This window comes from Mesorhizobium sp. B1-1-1 (genome assembly GCF_006442955.1).
GTDB lineage: Bacteria > Pseudomonadota > Alphaproteobacteria > Rhizobiales > Rhizobiaceae > Mesorhizobium.
In genome coordinates, this window is the sequence record NZ_VFWW01000001.1 from 399,245 (window position 1) to 419,100 (window position 19,856).

General features: G+C 63.5%; 20 protein-coding genes. 10 read left to right on the forward strand and 10 right to left on the reverse strand.

Annotation, left to right across the window (positions count from 1 at the left end; all coding sequences use genetic code 11):
- Positions 1 to 109 precede the first annotated feature (109 nt).
- Positions 110 to 1,900, forward strand: coding sequence for an aspartate--tRNA ligase (gene aspS / locus FJ986_RS01970; RefSeq protein WP_181167403.1), 1,791 nt, complete (start codon positions 110 to 112; stop codon positions 1,898 to 1,900).
- 123 nt (positions 1,901 to 2,023) lie between these two features.
- Here aspS and FJ986_RS01975 read toward each other — a convergent pair whose 3' ends face one another.
- Positions 2,024 to 3,214 (reverse strand): hypothetical protein, encoded by a 1,191-nt coding sequence (locus FJ986_RS01975; RefSeq protein ID WP_140557026.1) that lies wholly within the window; start codon positions 3,212 to 3,214, stop codon positions 2,024 to 2,026.
- 312 nt (positions 3,215 to 3,526) lie between these two features.
- Here FJ986_RS01975 and parC point away from each other — a divergent pair, with 312 nt between their 5' ends.
- Together parC and FJ986_RS01985 are read left to right on the forward strand one after the other, a co-directional pair.
- Positions 3,527 to 5,779, forward strand: a complete 2,253-nt coding sequence (gene parC / locus FJ986_RS01980; RefSeq protein ID WP_140557024.1) for a DNA topoisomerase IV subunit A — start codon at positions 3,527 to 3,529, stop codon at positions 5,777 to 5,779.
- Between the two features lie 243 nt (positions 5,780 to 6,022).
- Positions 6,023 to 7,222, forward strand: coding sequence for an AI-2E family transporter (locus FJ986_RS01985; protein ID WP_140515657.1), 1,200 nt, complete (start codon positions 6,023 to 6,025; stop codon positions 7,220 to 7,222).
- Here the strand turns inward: FJ986_RS01985 and FJ986_RS01990 are convergent.
- The 3 genes from FJ986_RS01990 to FJ986_RS02000 all read right to left on the reverse strand — a co-directional run bounded on the left by FJ986_RS01990 (position 7,210) and on the right by FJ986_RS02000 (position 9,606).
- Entirely contained in the window at positions 7,210 to 8,106 is an 897-nt protein-coding gene (locus FJ986_RS01990; protein ID WP_140565175.1) for a DMT family transporter, read from the reverse strand. The genes FJ986_RS01985 and FJ986_RS01990 overlap by 13 nt on opposite strands.
- 126 nt (positions 8,107 to 8,232) lie before the next feature.
- The gene (locus FJ986_RS01995) at positions 8,233 to 8,997 is read right to left on the reverse strand and encodes an arginyltransferase (protein WP_140494092.1); all 765 of its coding nucleotides are present in this window, start codon (positions 8,995 to 8,997) and stop codon (positions 8,233 to 8,235) included.
- Between the two features lie 138 nt (positions 8,998 to 9,135).
- Entirely contained in the window at positions 9,136 to 9,606 is a 471-nt protein-coding gene (locus FJ986_RS02000; protein WP_140494090.1) for an RDD family protein, read from the reverse strand.
- Positions 9,607 to 9,807: 201 nt separating this feature from the next.
- On the opposite strand from FJ986_RS02000, the gene sthA reads away from it, so the two are divergent.
- On the forward strand, positions 9,808 to 11,196 hold the full coding sequence (gene sthA / locus FJ986_RS02005; protein ID WP_140494088.1) for a Si-specific NAD(P)(+) transhydrogenase: 1,389 nt from the start codon (positions 9,808 to 9,810) through the stop codon (positions 11,194 to 11,196).
- 24 nt (positions 11,197 to 11,220) lie between these two features.
- Here sthA and FJ986_RS02010 read toward each other — a convergent pair whose 3' ends face one another.
- Positions 11,221 to 12,411: a TCR/Tet family MFS transporter gene (locus tag FJ986_RS02010; protein ID WP_140673279.1), complete on the reverse strand. Its 1,191-nt coding sequence runs from the start codon at positions 12,409 to 12,411 to the stop codon at positions 11,221 to 11,223.
- An 80-nt stretch (positions 12,412 to 12,491) separates the two neighbouring features.
- Here FJ986_RS02010 and FJ986_RS02015 point away from each other — a divergent pair, with 80 nt between their 5' ends.
- The gene (locus FJ986_RS02015) at positions 12,492 to 13,112 is read left to right on the forward strand and encodes a TetR/AcrR family transcriptional regulator C-terminal domain-containing protein (protein WP_140494084.1); all 621 of its coding nucleotides are present in this window, start codon (positions 12,492 to 12,494) and stop codon (positions 13,110 to 13,112) included.
- 24 nt (positions 13,113 to 13,136) lie between these two features.
- Here FJ986_RS02015 and FJ986_RS02020 read toward each other — a convergent pair whose 3' ends face one another.
- Positions 13,137 to 13,796, reverse strand: coding sequence for an alpha/beta hydrolase (locus tag FJ986_RS02020; RefSeq protein WP_140515667.1), 660 nt, complete (start codon positions 13,794 to 13,796; stop codon positions 13,137 to 13,139).
- 201 nt (positions 13,797 to 13,997) lie between these two features.
- Between FJ986_RS02020 and FJ986_RS02025 the strand changes: the two genes are divergently transcribed.
- Positions 13,998 to 15,176 carry an OpgC family protein gene (locus tag FJ986_RS02025; RefSeq protein ID WP_140665428.1) on the forward strand — a complete coding sequence of 393 codons (1,179 nt, stop codon included), beginning with the start codon at positions 13,998 to 14,000 and terminating at the stop codon, positions 15,174 to 15,176.
- Positions 15,177 to 15,191: 15 nt separating this feature from the next.
- On the opposite strand, the gene FJ986_RS02030 is transcribed toward FJ986_RS02025, so the two are convergent.
- Complete coding sequence (locus FJ986_RS02030; protein ID WP_140560566.1) at positions 15,192 to 16,268, reverse strand: substrate-binding domain-containing protein; 1,077 nt, start codon at positions 16,266 to 16,268, stop codon at positions 15,192 to 15,194.
- Between the two features lie 164 nt (positions 16,269 to 16,432).
- Between FJ986_RS02030 and FJ986_RS02035 the strand changes: the two genes are divergently transcribed.
- Together FJ986_RS02035 and FJ986_RS30360 are read left to right on the forward strand one after the other, a co-directional pair.
- Complete coding sequence (locus tag FJ986_RS02035; RefSeq protein ID WP_140494076.1) at positions 16,433 to 16,576, forward strand: hypothetical protein; 144 nt, start codon at positions 16,433 to 16,435, stop codon at positions 16,574 to 16,576.
- A 64-nt stretch (positions 16,577 to 16,640) separates the two neighbouring features.
- Positions 16,641 to 16,790, forward strand: coding sequence for a hypothetical protein (locus FJ986_RS30360; protein WP_181165119.1), 150 nt, complete (start codon positions 16,641 to 16,643; stop codon positions 16,788 to 16,790).
- 15 nt (positions 16,791 to 16,805) lie between these two features.
- Here FJ986_RS30360 and FJ986_RS02040 read toward each other — a convergent pair whose 3' ends face one another.
- Both FJ986_RS02040 and FJ986_RS02045 read right to left on the reverse strand, forming a co-directional pair.
- Entirely contained in the window at positions 16,806 to 17,171 is a 366-nt protein-coding gene (locus FJ986_RS02040) for a DUF423 domain-containing protein (protein WP_140650032.1), read from the reverse strand.
- 36 nt (positions 17,172 to 17,207) lie between these two features.
- Complete coding sequence (locus tag FJ986_RS02045) at positions 17,208 to 18,461, reverse strand: multidrug efflux MFS transporter (RefSeq protein WP_140557018.1); 1,254 nt, start codon at positions 18,459 to 18,461, stop codon at positions 17,208 to 17,210.
- A 118-nt stretch (positions 18,462 to 18,579) separates the two neighbouring features.
- Between FJ986_RS02045 and FJ986_RS02050 the strand changes: the two genes are divergently transcribed.
- Both FJ986_RS02050 and FJ986_RS02055 read left to right on the forward strand, forming a co-directional pair.
- Entirely contained in the window at positions 18,580 to 19,245 is a 666-nt protein-coding gene (locus FJ986_RS02050) for a GntR family transcriptional regulator (protein WP_140494070.1), read from the forward strand.
- A gap of 103 nt (positions 19,246 to 19,348) precedes the next feature.
- Positions 19,349 to 19,609, forward strand: a complete 261-nt coding sequence (locus FJ986_RS02055; protein ID WP_140494068.1) for a DUF982 domain-containing protein — start codon at positions 19,349 to 19,351, stop codon at positions 19,607 to 19,609.
- Positions 19,610 to 19,636: 27 nt separating this feature from the next.
- Here FJ986_RS02055 and FJ986_RS02060 read toward each other — a convergent pair whose 3' ends face one another.
- Positions 19,637 to 19,783 (reverse strand): hypothetical protein, encoded by a 147-nt coding sequence (locus tag FJ986_RS02060; RefSeq protein ID WP_140494066.1) that lies wholly within the window; start codon positions 19,781 to 19,783, stop codon positions 19,637 to 19,639.
- Positions 19,784 to 19,856: the final 73 nt, after the last annotated feature.

Here is a 19,856-nt window from a genome sequence, read left to right on the forward strand (position 1 = left end):
CACTCGCCTTGACAAACCGGGCCTCCCATGCGCTTTTCGCGCAAATTTTTCAGGCCGGGCCGCGATGCTTCGGCCGGCAACCCAACATCCCGGACTTTTGCCCATGACAATGCACCGTTACCGCAGCCATACCTGTGCCCAGTTGAGAAAGAGCGACGTCGGCGCTTCCGTTCGCCTGTCGGGCTGGGTGCATCGCGTGCGCGACCATGGCGGCCTGCTGTTCATCGACCTGCGCGACCACTATGGCCTGACCCAAATCGTCGCCGATCCCGATTCGCCGGCCTTCAAGATCGCCGAAACAGTGCGCGGCGAATGGGTGATCCGCGTCGACGGCGAGGTCAAGGCGCGCCTGCCTGAAACCACCAATGCCAACCTGCCGACCGGCGAGATCGAGATTTTCGCGCGCGAGATCGAAGTGCTTTCGGCGGCCAAGGAATTGCCGCTGCCGGTCTTCGGCGAGCCGGACTATCCCGAGGACATCAGGCTGAAATACCGCTTCCTCGACCTGCGCCGCGAGACGCTGCACAGGAACATCGTGGCGCGCACGAAGATCATCGCCGAGATGCGCAAGCGCATGGGCGAGGTCGGCTTCACCGAATTCTCGACGCCGATCCTCACCGCATCGTCGCCCGAAGGCGCGCGCGACTTCCTGGTGCCGTCGCGCATTCACCCCGGCACTTTCTATGCGCTGCCGCAGGCGCCGCAGCAATACAAGCAGCTGATCATGGTCTCGGGTTTCGATCGTTATTTCCAGATCGCGCCCTGCTTCCGCGACGAGGATCCGCGCGCCGACCGCCTGCCCGGCGAATTCTACCAGCTCGACCTCGAAATGAGCTTTGTCGAGCAGGATGACGTGCTTTCCACCATGGCGCCGGTGATGACATCGGTCTTCGAGGCCTTTGCCAACGGCAAGCCCGTCACGAAGGACTGGCCGCGCATTCCCTATGATGTTGCGATGCGCAAATACGGTACCGACAAGCCGGATCTGCGCAACCCGATCGAGATGCAGGCGGTCTCCGACCATTTTCGTGATTCCGGCTTCAAGGTCTTCGCCAACATCCTGGCCAACGATCCCAAGGCCGAGGTCTGGGCCATTCCGGCCAAGACCGGGGGCAGCCGTGCCTTCTGCGACCGCATGAACAGCTGGGCGCAAGGCGAGGGGCAGCCCGGATTGGGCTACATCTTCTGGCGCAAGGAAGGCGAGAAACTCGAAGGCGCGGGTCCGCTTGCCAAGAACATCGGCGAGGAGCGCACCGAGGCGATCCGCCTTCAGCTGGGCCTTGCCGATGGCGATGCCGCCTTCTTCGTCGCCGGCGATCCCAAGAAATTCGTCTCCTTCGCGGGTGCTGCGCGCACCCGCGCCGGCGAGGAACTGAACCTGGTCGACCGCGACCGTTTCGAGCTGTGCTGGATCGTCGACTTTCCGTTCTTCGAGTGGAACGAGGACGAGAAGAAGATCGATTTCGCCCACAATCCGTTTTCGATGCCGCAGGGCGGCATCGACGCCCTCAACAACCAGGAGCCGCTCGGCATCAAGGCATTCCAGTACGACGCCGTGTGCAACGGCTTCGAGATTGCCTCGGGCGGCATCCGCAACCATTTGCCCGAAACCATGGTCAGGGCCTTCGAGATGGTCGGACTGGATCGCCAGACCGTCGAGGAGCGCTTTGGCGGCCTTTACCGTGCGTTTCAGTACGGCGCCCCGCCGCACGGCGGAGCGGCATTCGGCATCGACCGCGTCGTGATGTTGCTGGTGGGCGCCAAGAACCTGCGCGAGATCACCATGTTCCCGATGAACCAGCAGGCTTACGACCTGTTGATGAATGCGCCGTCGGAAGCCACGCCGCAGCAGCTTCGCGACTTGTCGCTGCGTGTCGCACCGATCAAGAAAGAGGCATGATGGCGCTTCGGACGGCGCTTTAAAGAAGCCTCCGAAGTGACTCGTTCGATTGAGAATCGCAGACAAAAGCCCGGCATCGCTGCCGGGCTTTTCGTATCTTGAAGCAAGTCGAGGTCGCTTCGATCAGTCTTCGTTGGCCTTGACGGTGACGCCGAGCGTCTTCGGCAGGTCGGTCGGATTGGACATGGCGCCCGCCATGATCAGTGCGAACGGCACCGACGCCGGCGGCTTAGCCGAGATTTCGAGGCTCTTCGGATCGTCGAGATATTTGCCGACCGCCGCCGTTACCTGCGCCGTCAGCTCGGGATTGTTGAGCTGCGCCATGCCGAACGGCACGATCGCCTTGGCCTGGTTGGCGATATCCTTGCCCGACATGCCTTGCTGCTTGCCGACATAGTCCAGCACCTTGCCCGTCAGCGAATCGTCGTCGAAACGGATCGAGGCGCTGTTGAAGGAAAGCTGCTGCAACAGGCCGAGCATGGCCATGCCTTGCGCCGAGTTGTCGGCCCCTTCGGGCTGCGCGGCCATCTTCTTCTGCATTTCCTGCAGCGACTTGATGAAGTCGAGCGTGTAGCCGCCGAGATCGAAGGTCATGCCGAGCGTGCCGGCATTCTCGACCGAAATGTTGTATTTCGACAGCTCCATCTTGCCGTCAGTGGGCTGCCAGGTGCCGGCCATCTCGAAATTGCCCGCAATGTTCTGGTAGCCGAGTGCGTTGATGACTTCCTTCGACTTGGGATCCTCGACCAGCGTCAGGTCGGCATTGAACTTCTCGGTGGTGCCGGTGAATTTCATCGCTTGGCCGTCGGCCGGCGGCGTGATTTCGATGGCAAGCCCGTCCATCGAGAAAGCGGTCTTGTCGGCGATCTTGACCCTCATGTTCGAGAGTTCGGCGGACTTGTACATCATCAGCGAGCCCAGCGGGCCGCTGGCGCCGCTGGCCGGAACCATCATGTCGTGGATGACGAGGGGGCTTAAATTGAGGGTGACGCCGTCCTTGCTATGTTCGAATGCCGAGGTCGACACGGTTGCGATATCATAGCCGCCATTGGCTTCGGTCACGCCCTCGAGTTTGACGTCGCCGATCGCAAGGGCTTCTTTTTCCGCGCCCGGTTTGATGGATACGCCCTGCAACACCATGCTGGCGTTGTCGCCGGTCACGCCGGTCCAGGAGATGTTGACGCCCTGCGCGGCAAGTGCCGCCTTCAGCCGGTCGGCGACCGCGGTGTCCTGGGCGAGCGCCGCGTTCAGCGGCAATGTGAGCAAGAAGGTCGAAAAGGCGAATTTCCTGAGAGTCGAGCGTTTGATTGTCATCGCGAATGCCCCTGCGAGTGTCCTGAAAATTATTTTTCAATTTTTGGCGCCATCACCCTTCAGTGACGAACTGGACGGGAAAAAGGCGCATCCCGCCACAATGGTCAAAAATCGCGGCGAAAGGCAAACTCGATCCGAACATGCTGGAGACCGGGCCGCCGAGCGTCGTCGCGCTTCGCAATAGAGACGGCATGTAACGGATTGATGTTGGCTGGCGGGCTTGCCTGCGACTTCGTATTGCAGGGCAGGGCATGCACCCACTTCAAGGCTTGCCCTCTTGCCGCGAATCACCCGCTCGGCTAGTTCCAGCCCATGGGAAAAAGGCTTTTGCCGCCTGACAATGGTGGCGGCGATCACATCGAACCGGTCGATCTGAAGAAGGCGCTCGAAGAGCGCTATCTTGCCTATGCGCTGTCGACCATCATGCACCGGGCGCTGCCCGATGTCCGCGACGGGCTGAAGCCGGTCCATCGCCGCATCATGCACGCCATGCGCCTGCTGCGCCTGAACCCCGACCAGGGCTTCGCCAAATGCGCTCGTATCGTCGGCGAGGTGATGGGCAAGTTCCACCCGCATGGCGACCAGTCGATCTACGATGCGCTGGTGCGGCTGGCGCAGGATTTCTCGATGCGCTACCCCTTGGTCGACGGCCAGGGCAATTTCGGCAACATTGACGGCGATAACGCCGCCGCCATGCGCTACACCGAAGCGCGCATGACCGATGTGGCGACCGAGCTGCTCGCGGGCATCACCGAGGATGCCGTCGACTACCGGCCGACCTACAATGAGGAGGACGAGGAGCCGGTGGTGCTCCCGGGCGCCTTCCCCAATCTGCTGGCCAATGGCTCGTCCGGCATCGCTGTCGGCATGGCGACATCGATCCCGCCGCACAACGCGGCCGAACTTTGCGACGCCGCCCTTCACCTGATCGAGCATCGGGACGCGCCGGTGGCCAAGCTGATGGATTTCGTCCAGGGCCCGGATTTCCCGACCGGCGGCATCATCGTCGATAGCCGAGCCTCCATCCTCGAATCCTATGAAACCGGCCGTGGCGGCTTTCGCGTGCGGGCAAAATGGAGCCAGGAAGACCAGGGCAGGGGCACCTGGAGCATCGTCGTCACCGAAATCCCCTATGGCGTGCAGAAGGCGCGCCTGATCGAGAAGATCGCCGAGCTCCTGATGGCGCGCAAATTGCCGCTGCTCGAGGACATCAGGGACGAGAGCGCCGAGGACATCCGCGTCGTGCTGGTGCCCAAGAGCCGTTCCGTCGATCCCGGCATCCTGATGGAGTCGCTGTTCAAGCTCACCGAGCTTGAAAGCCGTTTCCCGCTCAACATGAACGTGCTGTCGCGCGGCAAGGTGCCTAACGTCCTGTCACTGAAAGGCGTGCTGCAGGAATGGCTCGAGCATCGTCGCGACGTGCTGATCCGCCGCTCGAAACACCGCCTCGGCGAGATCGAAAGACGGCTGGAGATCCTTGCCGGCTACCTGATCGCCTATCTCAATATCGACGAGGTGATCAAGATCATCCGTGAGGAGGATGAGCCAAAGCAGGTCATGATGGCCCGCTGGTCGCTCACCGACACCCAGGCCGAAGCCATTCTCAACATGCGCCTGCGCGCCCTGCGCAAGCTGGAAGAATTCGAGATCCGCAAGGAATTCGACGGCCTCACTGCCGAAAAGAAGCAGATCGAGGCGCTGCTTGCGTCCGAAGCCAAGCAATGGGGGACGATCAAGTGGGAGGTTGCGAGCCTGCGGGACAAATTCGGCCCCGAGACCGAGCTCGGTAAGCGCCGCACCCAGTTCGCCGATGCGCCCGAGCATGACCTGACCGACATCGCACATGCCATGATCGAGCGCGAGCCGGTCACCGTGGTGGTCTCGGAAAAGGGCTGGCTGCGTGCGATGAAGGGTCATCTGACCGATCATTCGCAGCTTGCGTTCAAGGAAGGCGACAGCCTGAAACTCGCCTTCCATGCGCAGACGACCGACAAGATCCTGGTGTTCACCACCGGCGGCAAATTTTACACCATCGGCGCCGATCGGCTGCCGGGCGGGCGCGGCCATGGCGAGCCGATCCGCATCATCGTCGACATGGACAATGACCAGGACATCGTCACCGCCTTCGTCCACGATCCGAAGCGCAAGCTGCTGCTGGTCTCGCATGACGCCAACGGTTTCATCGTGCCGGAGGAAGAGGTCGTCGCCAACACCCGCAAGGGCAAGCAGGTGATGAACGTCAAGGCGCCCGACGAAGCCAAGCGCTGCGTGCCGGTCGGCGGCGATCATCTGGCCATCGTCGGCGAGAACCGAAAGATGCTGGTGTTTCCGCTGTCCGACATTCCGGAAATGAGCCGCGGCAAGGGCGTGCGGCTGCAGAAATACAAGGATGGCGGGCTTCTCGATCTCAAGCCGTTTACGCTGGAGACCGGCCTTTCCTGGCAGGATTCGGCCGACCGCACCTTTACAAGGTCGCGCGAGGAATTGGCCGAATGGATCGGCGCCCGCGCGTCGGCTGGCCGCATGGTGCCGAAGGGTTTCCCGAGGACCGGGAAATTTGGGTAATCTCCCCCCTCGAGGGGGAGATGCCGCCGAAGGCGACAGAGGGGGTCGGTTCGACTGGACGCAACCTCATTACTTTGAACAAAGAATGCTAGCGCCTTACGCGCGGCTACCCCCTCTAGCCTGCCGGCCATCTCCCCCTCGAGGGGGGAGATCCGCAGCTTCACCATCACCTTTTGAACTATCGTCACGATTGCTGCACTATATCAGAGCATAAGCAGCGGGATGGCCGGGAGAGACGAGCGTTTGAAGGAAGCGAAGATCCAGAAACCGGGGCAACGCCTGTTCGGCCTGTCGACGCCGCTCAGAGCCGCCGTCATCCCCCCGCTCTCGGCGGCGCGCTGGCTGCTGGTGCTGATCGTTGCCGCCGGCGTCTATTTCTTCCACGGCTTCCTGTTCCCGGTGCTGGCCGCGCTGGTCATCGCCTTCGCGAGCTGGCCGCTCTACCGGCGGCTTTTGGCCGGTGTCGGCGGCAACCGCACCATCGCCGCCACCTTCGCCATATTGTTCATCCTTGCCTTCCTGGTCATACCGATCGCGCTCGCGGGCACCTACGCCATCAACGAGGTGCGCGAATGGGTCGGCTGGGCGATCGAGACCAACCGGCACGGCGCCCCGACACCGCACTGGATCGCCACGCTGCCTATCGTAGGAGAATGGCTGAACCAGCAATGGACGACCAATCTCGGCCATCCCGGCGGCATCGGCGAACTGATCCAACTGGTCAGCGGCGCCAATATCGGCAGCATCTATCGCGGCGTCCTTGCCGCTGGCGGCAGCGCCTTCGGCCTGCTTTTGACGCTTTTGTTCATGATGATCGCGCTGTTCTTCGCCTATCGCGACGGCGAGCATTTCGCGGGCCAGGTCGATCGCCTGGGCGAGCGCATCCTGCCGACGAGGTGGGAGCGCATCTCGCGGGTCGTGCCGGCGACCATTTCCTCGACCGTGACCGGCATGACCGTCATCGCCATCGGCGAGGGATTGGTGCTCGGCATCGCCTACTGGCTGGCCGGCGTGCCGTCGCCGGTGACGCTTGGCGCCCTGACCGGCGTCATGGCGCTGATTCCCGGCGGGGCACCGCTCTCCTTCACGCTGGTTTCGATCTATCTCGCCGCCAGCGGCTCACCGGTGGCCGGCCTGGCTTTGTTCATCTGGGGGACGGTCGAACTGTTCATCGTCGACAAGACCTTGCGACCGAAGCTCGTCGGCGGGCCGATAAAACTGCCCTTCCTGCCGACCTTTTTCGGCCTGATCGGCGGCGTCAAGACGATGGGCTTTCTCGGCCTGTTCATCGGCCCGGTGCTGATGGCACTGCTGGTGGCGATCTGGCGCGAATGGCTGCGCGAGGTGGAAATGATGGACGAGATGCCTGCTTCCCCTGAACAGGAAGGCTCGCCGTCGCTGATCGAGATCGACGGCGAGGCGAAGAAGATTCAGGCCGGATGACGCACCGCAAGGGCGGCGCGGCGCCTGCGTCCGTCATGCAACTGCCACACCGAATGGACCACCAATGTGACGATCAGGATCGCGCCGCCGATCAGGCTGTTGCGTGACGGCGTTTCGGAAAAGATCAGCCATACCCACACCGGTGCCAGCACGGTCTCCAGAAGGTAGAACATCGCCACTTCCGGTCCGGAGATGTATTTGGGGCCGGCCGCCAGGCAGAAGAACGAAATCGGCATGATCACGGCGCCATTAAAGATGATCCACCAGGGCGCGCTCACATGGATGCCTTCACCTGACACCATGAAGGCCGCCAGCACGAGCGACGGAACCACCCCGACGAGCGCCGTGAAGCCCATGTCCTTGCCGCTGGCCCGCGAAATGGTGATGGCCACGGAAATGAAGAAGGCCGAACACAGCGCCATGAAATTGCCGAACAGGTGTCCGGTGCCGACAGATCCGCCGACGATTACCAGCACGCCGAGGATCATGACCAGCATCGCCGCGAGCGTCACCGCCCGCGGCTTTTCCTGGAGAAACAACCAGGACAAGAGCGCGGCGAACACTGTGTTGAAGGCCAGGATGAACACCAGGTCGGCGGTCGAGGTGTAGAAGACGGCGGTGACGAAGGTGATCGAGGTCAGCCCGTAGCATATCGCGGCCGCCAGTCCCGACCAGCCTGGAATGAGCTGAGGCGCGTTTCGGCTGAGCGCCCGCCAGACAGCCCAGATGATCATTGCGGCGATGAAGGTGGCGGCCCCGCGCAAGAGCAGGATCGTCCATGCGCCGCCATCGGCGAGGCGGATCAGCGGAATGTCGAGGGTCAGCGTCAGGCCGCCAATGGCGGTTATCAGAAGGCCCTTCTGGTGGTCGCTGTGGGACGTCATTTGCAAACTTTCGTAATGAAATACAGATGGGACAGCCGATCGGCGCAATGACGCACTCTCCCGCCAAGCGGCTGAAAGACCAGCATCCCCTGCGTTGAAACAGTCAAACGTGGATCTTGGAAAAACTCAGCGTGAGACCGCTTCGTTGGTGTAGCGCTCCCAGCCCTTCGGGCCGAGATGCTCCTGCGGCATGAAGCGCATCTTATAATTCATCTTGCGCGAGCCGTTGACCCAGTATCCCAGGTAGACATGGGGCAGCCCCATCGCCCTGGCGCGAGCGATGTGATCGAGGATCATGAACGTGCCGAGAGACCGCTCCTCGAAGTCGGGATTGAAGTAGGAATACACCATCGACAGGCCGTCGGCCATCTTGTCGGTGAGCGCCACCGCGATCAGCTCGCCCTGTCCCTTGCCGGTGATGAAAGTATCGGGCCCGCGCCGGCGATATTCGATGACCTTGGTGTCGACATGGGTGTCCTCGACCATCATGGCGTAGTCCAGAACCGTCATGTCCGACATGCCGCCGCGGCGGTGGCGGGCATCGAGATAGCTGCGGAACAGCGAATATTGTTCGGTCGAGGGCTCGGCATTGTGCATGGCGCCGACGAGATCGGAATTGTGCTGCAGCACGCGCTTCATGTTGCGGCTGGCGACGAATTCCTGCGCCAGGATGCGCACGGAGACGCAGGCGCGGCAGGTTTCGCAGGCCGGCCTGTAGGCGATGTTCTGGGAGCGGCGGAACCCGCCTTGGGTCAGGAGATCATTCATCTCTGACGCCTTGTCGCCGACCAGATGCGTGAACACCTTGCGCTCGAACTGGCCGTCGAGATAGGGGCACGGCGACGGCGCGGTCAGGAAGAACTGCGGCGACTGGGTCGGGTGCTGCGTCATCGAGTCTCGGAAACACTCCTTCGAATCGCTCTACCTTTGGCGCGGAAAGCGAAAAATTCAACAGGATTGTGAAGGCGTGGCCATGCGGACGCCTTCACATTTGTGCCGACGCCGCGGCGATGCTTGCGAAAATGCGCCTCAGCGGCCGGTGCGGCTGACCACCGTGCCGAGCAGCAGGTCGTGCAGCGTGCGCTTGCGATCGGAAAACAGCGTCACCAGCAGCACCAGCGGCGACAGGATGACGTTGCCGGCCCAGAACAGCACCGAATGGACCACTGCCGTGAGCCCGTCGATCGGCCTGCCGTCGAGCCGATCGAGCCGGATGCCCATCATCTTCATGCCCGTGGTCGCCTGGTCGGCGCTGCCAAGCGTGTTCCAGATGTAGAGAATCGCGACGGCCGGGACCAGGACGCCAAACAGCATCCAGCCAAGGCCGAGGGTCAAAAGCCCGAGGAAGAACACCAGGATGGCGACAGGGATGGTGAGCAGCGCGACAATGACATAGTCGATCATGACCGCCAGGACACGCCGCGTGCGTACCCCTTCATAGGCCCTCACGTCGTCGAGCCTGGTATTGATGATTTCACCGTCGAGAACGCGAGCGTTCATGTCATTTCCTCGTAACAGGGGCCTGCTTAGCCTGCGCCCCACCTGCTGGGAAAATGGTAAAGGCTGATGGCGGAATCAAGATCGAGCCTTTCCCGGTGCGCAAGGCGGGGGAAGCGGCCGGCGGGCCGGTTGAATTCGCGCCTGACATGGCGTTAGCTTGTTGCGGCGCACCAAAAGCGCCAAGGGGCAGGGACGGGCAGGATGGATTACGACATGCTGGTCATTGGCAGCGGCCCTTCCGGCCGTCGTGCCGCTGTACAATCGGCCAAACTCGGCAAATCGGTACTGGTCGTCGACAGGGGGCGGCGCCTGGGCGGCGTTTCCGTGCACACGGGCACCATTCCGTCGAAGACGCTGCGCGAAACCGTGCTCAATCTCTCGGGCTGGCGTGAGCGCGGCTTCTATGGGCGCGGCTATCGGGTTAAGCAGGACATCTCGGTCGGAGACTTGGTCGAGCGCCTGCACAAGACGCTCGACCACGAGGTCGAGGTGCTGCAGCACCAGTTCATGCGCAACACGGTCAAGAGCTCCCGCGCCGCGGTGAAATTTCTCGGGCCCAACAGGGTCAGCCTGACATCGGACAATGGCGACTACAGCGAGGTCGGCTTCGCCAATGCGCTGATCGCCGTCGGCACCAGGCCGCACCGGCCGGGCGACGTGCCGTTCGACAAGAGCCGCGTGTTCGACAGTGACGAAATGCTCGAGCTCGACCGCTTGCCGCGCACGCTGACGGTCATCGGCGCCGGGGTCATCGGCGTCGAATACGCGACGATCTTTTCGGCACTCGACGTGCCGGTGACGCTGGTCGAGCCGCGCAACACGATCCTCGATTTCGTCGACCGCGAGATCGTCGACGACTTCATCCACCAGATGCGCGACCGCGGCATGACCATCCGGCTGGGAAGCGCCGTGAAGGAGATTGCCTCCAGGCCCGACCATGCAGAGGTCACGCTGGCCGACGGGCGCACCATACGTTCCGAGATCGTGCTCTACGCCGCGGGCCGCACCGGCAATGTCGGTAGCCTCGGCCTCGATGCGGTCGGCATCGAGGCTGACTCCAGGGGACGCATCAAGGTCGATCCGCACACCTTCCAGACCAGCGTGCCCAACATTTACGCCGCCGGCGACGTGATCGGCTTTCCGAGCCTGGCCTCCACCTCGATGGAGCAGGGCCGGGTAGCCGCGTGCCATGCTTTCGGCGTGACATTGCCGCCGCCGCCGGAAACCTTTCCTTATGGCATTTACGCGGTGCCCGAGATCTCCACCGTCGGCCAATCCGAGGAACAGGTGCGCGAGAGCGGCGCCGCCTACGAGGTTGGCGTGGCCCGTTTCCGCGAGACCTCGCGGGGCCACATCATGGGCGTCAACACCGGCTTCCTGAAGCTTCTGTTCTCGATCGAGACACGCCGCTTGCTCGGCGCGCATATCGTCGGCGAGGGCGCCACCGAACTGATTCACATCGGCCAGGCGGTGATCAATCTGGGTGGCACGGTCGACTTCTTTGTCAACAATACATTCAACTATCCCACGCTGGCCGAGGCCTATAAGATCGCCGGGCTGGACGCCTGGAACAGGATGGGGCAGGGATAACCCTGTCGCCGGCCACTATTATCCTCACTCCGCCGCCTCCCGTTTGGCCGTGGGCGATCCGGTTGCGAGCAGCAGGGGCAGGCAGAGGACATAGAGCGTCGCGCCCGCGACCCACACCATGCCTGGGAAGACCATTCGAGTGCGAAAATAGAGCATGACGATGACGAGTGGTCCGAGCACCGAGACCAGGCTCGTCATGCTGGTGAGCACACCTTGCAATCGCCCCTGGTGATCTGCCGCGACACGTGACGTCAGCAACGATTGCAGCGCCGGGGCTCCGATGCCGCCGAGACAGAAAAGCGGCAACAGCGCGAACGCCATCCAGCCTTGCCAGGCCAGCGCGATCGACACATAGGCCGTGCTGTCGGCAAGGATGGCGACCATGAGCGCTCGCCTTTCGCCCCAGCGCTCGGCGATCGGTCCGGCGACGAAACCCTGGGCTCCGGCATGGAAGAGGCCGAACAATGCCAGCGAGATGCCCACAGTGAAAAGGCTCCAGCGGAATTTGTCCTGCACGTAGAGAACCCAGACGGTGCCGCCGACTTCGCCGACAAGGCCGAGCACGGCAAAGGCGCCGAGCAGCGGCAGGAGGGCCGGAAAAGTCAGGGCCCAACGCAGCGGCGCCAGCGGGTTGAACGACAGCGGCTCGCCTGTGCCGCCGACCCGCTCCGGCTCCGGCAGCAGAAGGAAGGCCAGCACCAGATTGATGCCGGTGAACCCTGTCGCCGCCAGGAACGGCGCGCGCAGCCAGACATCGCCGAGCAGGCCGCCGAGCGCCGGACCGGCGATGAACCCGACGCCAAAAGCGGCGCTCAGATGGCCGAAGGCGCGGGCGCGCCGCTCTTCGCTGCTGATGTCGACCATATAGGCGGAGGCCACCGCCATGCTGGCGCCCGTTAGGCCGGCGATCAGTCGGCCGACGAACAGCAGCGGCAGCGACGGCGCGAAGGTCATGAACAGATAATCCAGCATCGACCCGGCAAGCGACAGAAGCAGCACCGGCCGGCGGCCGTAGCGGTCGGACAACGCGCCGAGCAGGGGCGAAAACAGCACCTGCATTGCGGCATAGGCGGCGAGGAACGCGCCGAAAATCCAGCCAATGTCCTCGACATGGCCAACCTCGCGCAACAGCCCCGGCAGCACCGGCATGATCAGCCCGATGCCGGCCGCGTCCAGCGCCATTGCCGTCAGCACGACGAGATAGGCCCTTTTCATCGAGATGCTTCTTTCCTAAAGTTTATCGGTGATAAGGTAGCGTTTATCACCGATAAATTGGCTGGGCAAGCGAGGTGCATATGAAGCTGGACAAGGCGCTGATCGTGGCGCAGGCGCTCGAGCTGTTGAACGACGTCGGCATCGATGCGCTCTCGACCCGGCTGCTGGCGCAGCGGCTCAAGGTCCAGCAGCCGGCACTCTACTGGCATTTCAGGAACAAGCGCGCCCTGCTCGACGCAATGAACGAGGAGATCCTGCGGCGCGGCCATGGACATCAGGTACCGCTGCCGGGCGAGAGCTGGCAGGAATTCGTACGCAACAACGCCCGCAGCTTCCGCGGCGCCTTGATGGCCTATCGCGACGGTGCGCGCGTCCATGCCGGTACCGAGGCCGATCCGGGCGATCTCGAACATGTCGAACGGTTGCTCACTTTTCTGCGCGAGGCCGGCATGCCTTCCGTCATGGCCATGCGGTTGCTGATGATCGTCGGGCGCTACACGGTGGGCTGCGTCCTCGAGGAACAGGCAGAATATCCGGCCGGCCCGGGTCGAGGTGCAGCGCTCGATGCCAAGGCAAGCGGTTACCCGCTGCTCAGCCAGGCCCTGGCCGATTATCGTGCGGGCGGTCACGAGGCGCTGTTCGAAAGCGGCCTCGACTTGCTGATTGCCGGGGCGCAGGCCGGCATCGCTGAAGGAGGCTGAGCGCGGCGATCCGCGTCTTGCCCGTCAGGCGGCAGGAGCGGGCGGGGCAAGCCATTGCCGCACGATCGCGGCATCGGGGTCGCCGATTTCATGGCCCGAAGCGACGATACGCGCGTCGACCTCGGCGCCGCGCTGGCTGAGCAGCGTTACCAGGGCCGGCGCGAAGGGTCCGTAGGTCAGGTCGGCGGCGCCGGCGACAATCAGCGCCTTGATGCCGGTCAGATCGGTTGCCGGCGTCTCGTCCAGCACCGGCATCGGCCGCAGCAGTGCCGCCCGTCCGACAAGGCCGGGATGGAGCAGCATCAGGCTGGAAACCAGATTGGCGCCGTTGGAATAGCCGAGGAAAGCCGCGCGCTTCGGATCGATCCGGTGCCGCTTCATGGCCTCGGCCATGAAGCGTGCGAAAGCGGCCGTCTCGCGGCGGATGCTGGCCTGCTCGAAGCTGGTCGGCGTGATCCGCTCGAACCAGCGGAAGCCGTCGTCCTGAACGATGCGGCCACGCACGGCGACCAGGCAGGCATGCGGTGCGATCTGCCTCGCCAGCGGCACCAGGGTCGTCTCGTCGACACCTGATCCATGCAGCAGGAACAGGCATTCGTCGCTGGCCCCGCCGGATCCGAAGAAGCGATAGGGAAAGGCCAGATCCAGCCGCGGCAGGCTGTTTTCGACGCTTGTATCGCTCATGCCGTATCCTTTTGATTACATTTCGTTTCACTCAATTTGCCGGCTTCAAAACGCAATATTTTCATGCTCCGCGAAAGTTGATTGAACCGGGCGCATTTCAGTCCGTTTCTGCGCCGATATACTCCATCGCGGAGGAATCGAAGCGGTGCGCCGGGGGTCGCATTGCTGGGCATGAACAACCAGCTTTGAGGCCTTTTGTCGATGACCACCCCAGTTCCAACCGAGCGCGATACGCGCATCGATGTGCTGCGTGCGCTCGCGCTGCTGACGATCTTCGTCGACCATGTGCCGGGCACGGCTTTCGACACCCTGACCTACAAGAATTTCGGCTTTTCGGATGCGGCCGAGGCTTTCGTGCTGATATCGGGCATTTCGGTCGCGCTTGCCTATGGCACGAAGTTCCGCCCGGGAGGCCGGCTGCTCGCGACGCTGAAAATGTGGCGGCGGGCAGGCGTGCTCTATATCGCCCATATCGTCACCACGATGGCGGTAATGGCATTGTTCTGTGCCGCGGCGGTGTTCGGCCGGCGGCCGGAACTGCTGAAGCTGATCAACATCGAACCGCTGATGAAGGACACGCCCGAGGTGCTGGTCGGCATCGTCACGCTCGGCCACCAACTCGGCTACAACAACATCCTGCCGGTCTACGCGGTGCTGCTTTTGCTGGCGCCGGCCTTCTTGCTGTTCATCAGCTACAGGCCGCTTGCAGCGCTGACCGTGTCCGGCCTGCTGTGGCTTGTAGCCGGCATCTGGCAGATCGCCCCGCCGAACTATCCCGAGCCCGGCCTGTGGTTCCTCAATCCGCTGTCCTGGCAGTTCCTGTTCAACATCGGCCTTGCCGCCATGCTGCATGTCAGGCGCGGCGGCGTCATTCCAGCCAACCGCTGGCTGATCGGTCCCGCCGCTGCCTATGTGCTGGCCGCGTTGGCATGGGTGCATAGTCCGCTTTGGGGCCAGGTGACCTGGTTCGACCTGCCGGTGGTGCTGACCGGCTTCGACAAGACATTCCTGTCGCTCCCGCGGCTGCTGCACATCCTGGCGGTCAGCTATCTGGTGGTGGCACTGCCTGCGGTCTCGAACCTGTTCCGCACCGGACCCGACCATCCGCTGGCGATACTCGGCAAGCGCTCGCTGCCGGTGTTCATCGCCGGCACGCTGATCGCCATGGTCGCCCAGGTAATGAAGCTGATCAATCCCGGCGGCCTCGCCTATGACAGCCTGCTGCTCGCCGCCGGCATCGCCATGCAGTTCGCGCTCGCTTTCTACCTCGAATGGTTGTCGACCATCGGGGGTTCGGGGAAAGCCAGGACGACGCAAAAGGACGCCAAGCCCGTCCAGGGGTCGTTCGGTATCTCGGCCGTGGCTAGAGCCAACCGCTGAGGTCGGCGAGTCGGTTCAGCGGCGCGGTGGAGCCGAGGAGGCGCGCACAATCAGTTCGACCGGCAGCAATTGCCGACTGACCTTGCCGTCGTTTTCCAGGATCGCCTTGACCGCAAGCCGGCCCATCTCGGCGATCGGCTGTGCGACGGTGGTCAGTGGCGGCTCGGATAGCGCTGCTTCGGGAACGCCGTCGAAACCGATGACCGAAACATCATCGGGGACATTCAGCCCGCGCGCGCTCAGCCATTCAAGCGTTGCCAAGGCCATCCTGTCCGACATCGCCAGGATGGCCGTGGGTGGTTCGCCGGAAGCAAAGATCGTTTCCAGCCCCGCCTTTGTGGTGGCGGCATCGTTGGCGGTTTCGTAGACGGGCACTTTGGATGTATCGATGCCAACCCGCGAAAGCTCCCGGAAGTAGCCGGTGAGGCGATCGCGTGTCCCCGCATAGGCCGCGGCGCGAAGCTCCTCGGGCGAAATGATGCCTGTCCTGCCGTCGGCGAAAGGCAGCGCCAGCACGGCAAAGCGGCGATGCCCGAGTTCCGTCAGATGGCGCGCCGCCAGGCTGGCGCCGGCGATGTTGTCGACGCCGATCGCCGCGACGGATCCATCCTCCGAATCCAGGTCCAGCGCCACGAAGGGCAGTTTGCGCTCACGCGCCAATTCGACAAGGCGCGAGCCGCCTTCGATACAGAAGACGATGAAGCCGTCGACAAGGGCGCTCTGGATATTCCAGGCAAGCTGTTCGGTGTTGGCCGCCGAGACTAACGAGATACCGGCCCCGGTCGCATCGCAGGCCTGCGAGATACCGGCCATCATCACGCGCGCGAAGGGATCCTCGAAGAAATAGGAGAGGGGCTCCGCGGTGGCCACGCCGATGGCGTTGACCTTGCCGGCCCGCAGCAGGCGGCCCTTGGGATCGGGGCCGGCATAGCCCATCGCCTCGGCCGCCGCACGGACCCGTTCGCGGACTTCTTCGCGCACGATCTCGGGGCGGCTGAAAACGTTGGAGGCGGTGCCGTGCGAAACACCGGCTGCCTTGGCGATGTCGGCCAGCCGGACGGGTCGTCGATTGCCTGCGGTGAGTGACGCCATTTGCGCGTGCCTCCTGACATGCATTTAGCACGTTCCCGATTTGCATCTAGCACTTTCGTTGGATCGATTCAAATTTTGCTTGACCGGCGGCTTCCATAGGCCTATCTTTGAATCGATCCAACTAAGATCTGCCTGCTGGATTAAACCTAGATGGGAGGTGCGCCATGCATCCTGTTAACTATCTGTTCGAAGACATCTACCGCAACGACTGGAGCATCGGGTCGGCCGCCAACAAGTCCAAGCGCCGCGGCGGAACAAGCCCGTGGATTCGCGATCTGCGCTTCCTGGTGGCGCGCAAGCGGAGCTGACTGGCGTGAATTTTTTGCGTCGGCCTATTGGATCGATTCAATTCAAATCAAGAGGAGAAGAGCCATGCATCCCATGAAGCATCTGTTCGACGACATTTATCGCAATTATTGGGGCATCGGCACGGCCGCGGAGCGGCCAGAGGCGCCGCGCCGCGCGACGCTCTCGGCGCGCAACCGCGATCTTTGGATCCGACTTGAACGTCGCCGGGATTGAAACCGGCCGCGCATCTCAGGGTCGCCGACGCACCACGGCGGAGACAGCTATGGTCAGCCAGCCTGCGATGAGCAGGGTGCCTCCGATCGGCGCCGACATCGGAAACAGCCTCGATCCGAGAAAATCGCGGGCGAGAAGATCGCCCGTGAAAAGCACGAGCCCGACGAGCAGCACCAGGCTGGCTAACCGCAGCGGGCGATTCGCGTCGAGGAGACCGACGGCGAGAAACACCGGTGCGTGCATCAGCAGGAACGATGCCGCCGTACCGGTGAAGGCGCCGCCGAGATGTGCGGCGGCCGCCGACAGCGCCACGCCGGCCGCGCCCACGACGCCGGCGGCGAGCACAAGCAGACGGCTGCCGGTCGTTTCGGTCAGGTTCATGTCGACGCTCCTTCGGTTGATCGGCTGGGCAGTTCGTCAGGGCTTGCCCGCTTCCATCAACATATGCCGCGTCCGCCGCGCCTGGACAATCCAGTTGTAGACCGCGCCGAGCGCCATCAGCACCGACGTGCCGAGAAACACCGCCCGCATGCCGAAATGGCCGCCGACGAAACCGCCGGCAAGCGGTCCGGCGACCTGGCCGACATATTGGGCCGAGATCGAAAGACCGAGCACGTTGCCGCCGACGCCGTCGGGAATGTTGTGGCGGATGACGCTGGTGATGCAAGGCAGCAAACCGCCGAGCGCCAGGCCCATCAGGAAGCGCAGCCCGATCAGTTGCCAGCCGTCGGTGACGAAGGCCTGCGGAATGAGCAGCAGCGCCGACACGGCCAGCGCGCCGACGACGACGTTCCAGTGACCGACGCGGTCGGCGAGCCTGCCAAGCCATGACGCCGACAGGATTGCGCCAAGGGCGGCCGCCGACATCACCACGCCGGCAACGAGCGTCACCCGGCTCTGGTCCTCGATCAGCTGCTGCACATAGACGGTGATGATCGGCTCGATCGACATGGTGGCGAAGGCCAGCAGCATGCCGGTCGTCAGCATGGCCACGACCGGACGCTTGTCGGCAATTTGCGACCAGCCGCTCTTCGGCTTTGCCGCCGTCGCGGCTTTGCTTGCTTGCGGGCGCTGGTTCTCCTTGATCAGGAATGTCGTCGCCAGAAAGGCAAGGAAGATGACGCCGCCGGACAACAGAAAGGTCGCGCGGATGCCGATTACCGGCGGCAGCGCGCCGCCGAGCAAGGGGCCGACCAGCGAACCTGCCGTGATGCCAGCGGACAAGACACCGAGCGCCCAGCCGGAGCGGTCCTTCGGCGTCTGCATGGCCACCAATATGGTCGAGCCGGAGGAATAGCCGCCGGCAAAGCCGATCAGCAGGCGCAGCAGCACCAATTGCCAGACCGTCTCGACCATTCCGGTCAGCGACATGCAGATCGCCATGCCGAAGGAGGCGCGCACCAGCATCAGCTTGCGGCCGTAGCGGTCGCCGAGCCGTCCCCATAACGGCGCAACGAGCGCCGCCGCGAAGAAGGTCGCCCCATAGGCGATGCCCGACCATTGCACGATCGCCGCATGGCCCTCGACGCCCAGTTGCTCGACATAGAGCGGCAGGAACGGCAAGAGCAGGGTCATGGCGATGAGCGTGCTGAACGAACCCGCGAAGCAGACGGCGAGATTGCGCCGCCAGTGGATATTGTAGCCGCCCTGTTCCGTATCGTTCTGCGTCATGCCGTGCCTGCGTGTGCCAGGGATTGTTGTGGATACCATTTTGGGATACCAAGTCGGTATCCGTCATGGACCCACAGCCCGACCGCTGTCAATGCGGGCACGTGAAAAGGCAACAACGATGTCGCAGATGCACAACGTCGAACGGCAGCTCCGCGAGATGATCCTTGGACTTGAGATCGGCCCGGGTGAGAAACTCACCGAGCGCTGGATCGAAAGCCGCTTCGGCGCCTCGCGCACGCCGGTCAGGGCTGCGCTGCTGCGGCTCGAAACCGAAGGGCTGGTCGGCAGGGACGGGCGCGGCTGGACGGTCTCGCCCATCAACCTGGCCGAACTCGAGCAGATCGCGGTCTACCGCGAAGCGGTCGAGGTCGCGGCCTTGCGGCTGACATGCGGGCTTGCCGACAGAAGTGCCGTCGATGTCATCGAGGCTATGCTCGTCTCCTGCGACGACGACACTCCGCGCGAGGAATGGCATCGCGTCGGCATGGATTTCCACATCGAGCTGGCGCGACTGTCCGGCAATGAATTCCTGTTTCGGGCCGTCCGCGACGCGATGACCAGGCTTTCGCGCGCCCGTTGGCTGGAGGTACGCGATGGAGCGGCCCTTGGCCGCGCGTGGGCCGAACATCATGCCATCCTGGCCGCCGTGCGGAGCGGCGATGCACAGGAAGCCGCGCGCTTGCTCTCGCAGCATATCGTGGGCAGTCGCGACCGTCTGTTGACGTCGCTGGCCAATGATCGCCGCGGCCTTCGCGCCAGGGGATTTGCCGTCGTGGCGGCATAATGCGGCCTGCAGGGCAGGCCACTCGCCGCCGAAAAAAGGACCACCGGCCCCGAGCCCCACTTTCGGCCTCGCTTCGCGGACGCCGATGGCGTAGGACCGGGCGATGGAAAACAACCGATTTGAAGTACCCGTGACCGTCAAATCAGTCACGGCGGGAAGTACACAGCTCTTACGCTCGGCCCGCGAGGCTTCCGACTATCTCATGAACAGCTGGCCCGGCAAGCGCACCCCCAAGCATCGCGCGGCGCTGCAGGCCTGCCACGATGCGCTGGCCGGCGACAAGCCGGCCATGAACGCAAGGCGCGCCTTTATCGCGGCGGCGCGTGAAGTGGACGTCTTCGTCAGCGACAAGGCGCCGGCCTGATCCAGGCCGGATTGCCGCCGCGCGCCGTCATTCCTCTGTTTCAATCTCGGCGTCAGTCTCGGGTTTCTGACGCTCCCGCGCCGCAGCCTTGGCCGCCAGCTTTTCGGCCTTCTTGGCCGCCTTCTGGCGATCGCGTTCTTTGCGTTCCTGATCGTAATTTGGTGCTCGTGCCATAGCGGCTCCTTTTTTGCTGTTCTTGTGGGCTGACTACGCGTCGTTCGCCTTCCGACGTCTCGGAGCCGGCACC

What these genes read in the sequence shown, in the direction of transcription:
- parC (WP_140557024.1), top strand. Translation starts at nt 3,527, where the DNA reads ATGGGAAAAAGGCTTTTGCCGCCTGACAATGGTGGCGGCGATCACATC.
- sthA (WP_140494088.1), top strand. Translation starts at nt 9,808, where the DNA reads ATGGATTACGACATGCTGGTCATTGGCAGCGGCCCTTCCGGCCGTCGT.
- FJ986_RS02010 (WP_140673279.1), bottom strand. Translation starts at nt 12,411, where the DNA reads ATGAAAAGGGCCTATCTCGTCGTGCTGACGGCAATGGCGCTGGACGCG.
- FJ986_RS02020 (WP_140515667.1), bottom strand. Translation starts at nt 13,796, where the DNA reads ATGAGCGATACAAGCGTCGAAAACAGCCTGCCGCGGCTGGATCTGGCC.
- FJ986_RS01995 (WP_140494092.1), bottom strand. Translation starts at nt 8,997, where the DNA reads ATGACGCAGCACCCGACCCAGTCGCCGCAGTTCTTCCTGACCGCGCCG.
- FJ986_RS30360 (WP_181165119.1), top strand. Translation starts at nt 16,641, where the DNA reads ATGCATCCCATGAAGCATCTGTTCGACGACATTTATCGCAATTATTGG.
- FJ986_RS01975 (WP_140557026.1), bottom strand. Translation starts at nt 3,214, where the DNA reads ATGACAATCAAACGCTCGACTCTCAGGAAATTCGCCTTTTCGACCTTC.
- FJ986_RS01990 (WP_140565175.1), bottom strand. Translation starts at nt 8,106, where the DNA reads ATGACGTCCCACAGCGACCACCAGAAGGGCCTTCTGATAACCGCCATT.
- FJ986_RS02040 (WP_140650032.1), bottom strand. Translation starts at nt 17,171, where the DNA reads ATGAACCTGACCGAAACGACCGGCAGCCGTCTGCTTGTGCTCGCCGCC.
- FJ986_RS02000 (WP_140494090.1), bottom strand. Translation starts at nt 9,606, where the DNA reads ATGAACGCTCGCGTTCTCGACGGTGAAATCATCAATACCAGGCTCGAC.
- FJ986_RS02055 (WP_140494068.1), top strand. Translation starts at nt 19,349, where the DNA reads ATGGAAAACAACCGATTTGAAGTACCCGTGACCGTCAAATCAGTCACG.
- FJ986_RS02060 (WP_140494066.1), bottom strand. Translation starts at nt 19,783, where the DNA reads ATGGCACGAGCACCAAATTACGATCAGGAACGCAAAGAACGCGATCGC.
- FJ986_RS02015 (WP_140494084.1), top strand. Translation starts at nt 12,492, where the DNA reads ATGAAGCTGGACAAGGCGCTGATCGTGGCGCAGGCGCTCGAGCTGTTG.
- FJ986_RS02050 (WP_140494070.1), top strand. Translation starts at nt 18,580, where the DNA reads ATGTCGCAGATGCACAACGTCGAACGGCAGCTCCGCGAGATGATCCTT.
- FJ986_RS02030 (WP_140560566.1), bottom strand. Translation starts at nt 16,268, where the DNA reads ATGGCGTCACTCACCGCAGGCAATCGACGACCCGTCCGGCTGGCCGAC.
- FJ986_RS02025 (WP_140665428.1), top strand. Translation starts at nt 13,998, where the DNA reads ATGACCACCCCAGTTCCAACCGAGCGCGATACGCGCATCGATGTGCTG.
- aspS (WP_181167403.1), top strand. Translation starts at nt 110, where the DNA reads ATGCACCGTTACCGCAGCCATACCTGTGCCCAGTTGAGAAAGAGCGAC.
- FJ986_RS02035 (WP_140494076.1), top strand. Translation starts at nt 16,433, where the DNA reads ATGCATCCTGTTAACTATCTGTTCGAAGACATCTACCGCAACGACTGG.
- FJ986_RS02045 (WP_140557018.1), bottom strand. Translation starts at nt 18,461, where the DNA reads ATGACGCAGAACGATACGGAACAGGGCGGCTACAATATCCACTGGCGG.